Source organism: Bradyrhizobium sp. P2_E8, assembly GCF_056403875.1.
Map to the genome: position 1 here is coordinate 1 of NZ_JBFUES010000724.1, position 4,051 is coordinate 4,051.

Here is a 4,051-nt window from a genome sequence, read left to right on the forward strand (position 1 = left end):
GCCGCCGGCGGTGCGCCGTCGTCGTTGTGAAGCTGATAACCATGGGTGGTTTCGCGCGTGATGCGCCAAAGACGGAAAATGGTTTCATCCGTGAGAATTGTTTCGTCCAGTGCGACGCGACGAAACAATTCTCGGAAAATGCCAATCATTTCAGTCAGGTTGCACGGCAGCTCAGGGGAACCCGGCAAGTCCTTGTTCCACCGCGGACATGCGCCGGGCATGGCGGCCGTCATGCGCGCGCCTTGCGTGCTTCACACGCGTTTTACGTTTTTCTGCTGAAGAGAAGCCAAACGAAGGTTGGGCCCTGTCGAACCGGGGGCGCTTCGGCTGCGACCCAAGCCATCGAAACCGAGACGCCCGGATCACCGGGCGCGATCACGTGAGGGATGGCCATCATGATGGCGCAAGATCGCGCAACGACGCGCGAGGCGGACCAGTGGACGGACCGCGGAGATCAACGAGCTGTTCGCAGCCTCGCCACCTCGCCGGGCGAAATGGCGCTGCAATCGAGCCGCGGCTTTGAAGCCGCGCCGCAGATGTTCGTGCGGCTGACCGGCTCGCATCTCGCAAAACCGCGCGTCAGCCGCGCTGCCGTCACCGAGTGAACGCAAACGCGTCACCGGGCGAACGCAACGGCGTCACTGAGTGAACGCAGACGGCGTCACTGAGTGAAGAACTCGCCGCACTTCTGGACGTTGGCGTCCGCCGGTCCCCACGGCATGATCGGCACGRTCGAGGTCGAGTTCTTCGGCGACCCCTCGATCAGCTTGTCCGAATAGACCATGTAGACCAGGACGTTGCGCTTGGCGTCACAGCCGCGCACGATCTGCATCTTCTTGAAGAACAGCGAGCGGCGCTGGCGGAACATGTCGTCGCCTTGCTCCATCTTGTTCTTGAACTTGATCGGACCGACCTGGCGGCAGGCGAGCGAGATGTCCGAGACCTCCTCGGCAAGGCCGAGCCAGCCCTTGAAACCACCCTTCTCCGGCACGGTGAAATGACAGGCGACGCCTTCCACCTCGGGATCGTCGAGGCCGTAGGTCGCGAGCTTGTCGTTCGGGCTGACCCATTTGAAGACGGTCGAACGGCGGAAGATCAGATCCGGCTCGTCGGCAGCCAGGGCGGAAGCCATCGGCACGACCAGAACCAGGAGGAATAAAGCAAGGCCTTTCAAGCGGATGCCGGAAAGACCGGGGAAACGAGATGACATGAAGTTCTCCGGTAACGAATGCCCGCAATGTAGGGATGCGACGGCCGGACAGGAAGGCGGCGGACAAGCCGCCGTTTACCGCTCCGTGAGGCTTTTTTGCTACGTCTTGGACAAATGTAGCTGATGGCAGAACCGCCCTGCTGGTGAACGCGTATCCCCTCTGCAAAGACTAATGTCTGATTTGGATTATGGATTCGAGGATGAATAGCGTGAACGGGTCCGGTTCTGCTGCAAAGCCGATGCGGCTGTGGCAGGTCGCCATTTTGACGGCGGCGGGCGCAATCGGTACGGCAAGCCAGGCGGAAGCAGCATTTTACTACTGGACGGATTATTCCGACGGGTCCTACGTCTCCCGGCAGGATCGGCATCCCGAAGTCGCACGCCAGAAGCCGCAGAAGCGCGGCGCGGCCGGCAAGAACGGGGTTGCCGAGAAGGAAGTCGGCACCAAGCCGCAAGGGCCGCTCGTCATCGTCGTCTCGATCGACCGGCAGAAGGTGACGGTCTACGACACCAACGGCGTGTTCGCGGAATCCCCGGTGTCGACAGGCATGAAGGGCCATTCGACGCCGATGGGCGTGTTCAGCGTCATCCAGAAGCACAAATTCCACCACTCCAACATCTATAGCGGCGCGCCGATGCCGTTCATGCAGCGGATCACCTGGTCCGGCGTCGCCATGCATGCCGGCGTGCTGCCGGGTTATCCGGCCTCGCATGGCTGCATCCGCATGCCGATGGCGTTCGCGGTGAAGATGTGGAATTGGACCAAGATGGGCGCGCGCGTGATCGTCGCGCCCGGCCAGATGTCACCACAAAACTTCTCGCATCCTCTGCTCGCCTCGGTGCGTGTGCCGCCGCAGCCTGCGGCCAGCGTCGAGCCTCAGACCAATACCGCCGACAAGGCCGACAAGGGCGCGGCGCAAGCCAAGGTCACTGACGCCAAACCGCTCGAGACCAGGACCGCCAGCGCCGACAGCGTGCTCGAGCTGCGCTCGTCGGTCGGCCACGTCGTGATGTCGGACATCACGACCGGCAATGCGCCGGCCCGCGAGGAAGCGGCCGCACCGGCCGACAAGGTTGAAGCGCCTGCCCTGCCCGAGACGAAAACCGCCGAAGCGTCTGGCGCGGCCAGGCTGCAATCGCAAGAAACCACCAGGCCGGCGAACGCTGATGCGAAGCCGACCGATTCCGCGGAAGCGGCCAAGGCGACAACCGCCACCGGCGACAAGCCCGCCGACAAGGTCGGCACCGCCAAGACCGAACCGGCAGATGCGCCGAAGTCCGAGCCCGCAAAGGCGGAGCCCGCCAAGACTGCGGAGCCTGCCAAGACTGAAGCGGCCGGCACTGCAAAGAAGCCTGACGCCGCCGTGACGGCTGCGGCACCCGCGGACGCCAAAAAGGACGAGAGCCGCGCTGCCGATCCCATGCCGGCGGCGAAGCCGGAAGCTCCCAAGCGGGCCGGCCAGATCGCGGTCTTCATCAGCCGCAAGGATTCCAAGCTCTACGTGCGGCAGAATTTCGCGCCACTTTTCGAGGCGCCGGTCACGATCGCCGCCAGCGACCGGCCGCTCGGCACGCATGTCTTCACCGCCGAAGTCGACAAGACCGACGCCAATGCATTGCATTGGTCGGTGATTTCGCTGCCCGTCTCCGCTCGCTCCGCCGCGCGCGAGGATGACAGCCGCGTGACGCGCCGCCAGCGTGGCGCCGCCGTGATTCCCGTCGCGGCAAAGCCGGCGATCACGCCGGACAGCCCGGCCGAGGCGCTCGACCGCATCGCGATCCCCGCCGACACCATGGCGAAGGTCAACGAGATGCTGACCTCTGGCGGCTCGATCATCGTCTCCGACCAGGGCATCAACCAGGGCGAGACCGGCGAAGGCACCGATTTCATCGTCCGCCTGTACTAGGGCGTTTCGAGCGAAGTGGTTTCGCGTCCAGATAACGCGGTGTTGACGAGGCCGATCGCAGCGGCGGAGTAACATACGCCCCGGATCATTTCGGGGGGATGCCGTCATGATGAACCGCAGGACCATGCTCGTCGCAGCGCTTGCAGGCGCCGTCGCGCCGGTGACGCGCGCGTTCGCCGATGGCGGCATGAGTCGGATCTCGGCCTACGCCTTCTCCTTCCCGGCATTGTCCGGCGACGACATCCGCCTCGCCGCTTTCACCGGCAAGCCTCTGCTGGTGGTCAACACCGCCTCGCTCTGCGGCTACACTCCGCAATATGCAGGCCTGCAAGAGCTCTGGAACGAGTTTCGCGAGCGCGGCCTCACCGTGATCGGCGTGCCCTCCAACGATTTCGGCGGCCAGGAGCCGGGCGGAACGAGCGAGATCACGGAAACCACGCACCACCAATACGGCGTTACCTTCCCGATCGCAGCCAAGGTCGTGGTGGTCGGCGCCAAGGCGCATCCGTTCTACAAATGGGCGGCCGACGCGCGGCCGAAGGATGTTCCGCGCTGGAACTTCCACAAATACCTGATCGGGCGTGACGGCTATATCGCCGAGGTGTTTGCCTCCGCCATCGAGCCGACCGATACGCGGATCAAGACGGCGGTTGCCAAGGCACTGGCCGACAATTGACGCAACGCGTCCCATCCGGTTGGGCACAATTGTGGCGGGATGCCAAACAGCCGTTGCAATGGCGAGGGCCCACCATCTAGGCTAGGATCGTTTGGGGCAGGATGGTTTTGCCGGAGGCGAAAASCCACGGCGGAACAACGGGATCAATCTCGAGGACAACACCATGCGTGTGGCGGCAGGACTGATTTTGGCAAGCGCGATGTCTTTAGGCATGACCGGCGCGGCATGGTCGCAGACCCCGGCCGCGAAGCCTGCAGC

Annotated in this window: 5 protein-coding genes and 1 pseudogene; 4 read left to right on the top strand and 2 right to left on the bottom strand. The window is 64.0% G+C overall.

Going from position 1 to position 4,051, the window contains the following annotated elements; all coding sequences use genetic code 11:
• Window positions 1–233: hypothetical protein (locus AC1D00_RS30420; protein ID WP_477013209.1), on the bottom strand; the 233-nt coding region annotated here is incomplete at its 3' end.
• Between the two features lie 162 nt (window positions 234–395).
• Here AC1D00_RS30420 and AC1D00_RS30425 point away from each other — a divergent pair.
• Window positions 396–605: a hypothetical protein gene (locus AC1D00_RS30425; protein WP_271574647.1), complete on the top strand. Its 210-nt coding sequence runs from the start codon at window positions 396–398 to the stop codon at window positions 603–605.
• Window positions 606–661: 56 nt separating this feature from the next.
• Here AC1D00_RS30425 and AC1D00_RS30430 read toward each other — a convergent pair whose 3' ends face one another.
• Window positions 662–1,210, bottom strand: a complete 549-nt coding sequence (locus AC1D00_RS30430; protein WP_477013210.1) for a CreA family protein — start codon at window positions 1,208–1,210, stop codon at window positions 662–664.
• A gap of 200 nt (window positions 1,211–1,410) precedes the next feature.
• On the opposite strand from AC1D00_RS30430, the gene AC1D00_RS30435 reads away from it, so the two are divergent.
• From AC1D00_RS30435 to AC1D00_RS30445, 3 genes and pseudogenes are all read left to right on the top strand, one after another.
• Window positions 1,411–3,117, top strand: a complete 1,707-nt coding sequence (locus tag AC1D00_RS30435) for a L,D-transpeptidase (protein WP_404555785.1) — start codon at window positions 1,411–1,413, stop codon at window positions 3,115–3,117.
• A gap of 106 nt (window positions 3,118–3,223) precedes the next feature.
• Window positions 3,224–3,793: a glutathione peroxidase gene (locus tag AC1D00_RS30440; RefSeq protein WP_404555783.1), complete on the top strand. Its 570-nt coding sequence runs from the start codon at window positions 3,224–3,226 to the stop codon at window positions 3,791–3,793.
• A 142-nt stretch (window positions 3,794–3,935) separates the two neighbouring features.
• Window positions 3,936–4,051 (top strand): annotated as a pseudogene (locus AC1D00_RS30445) (polysaccharide deacetylase family protein); the annotation flags it as partial.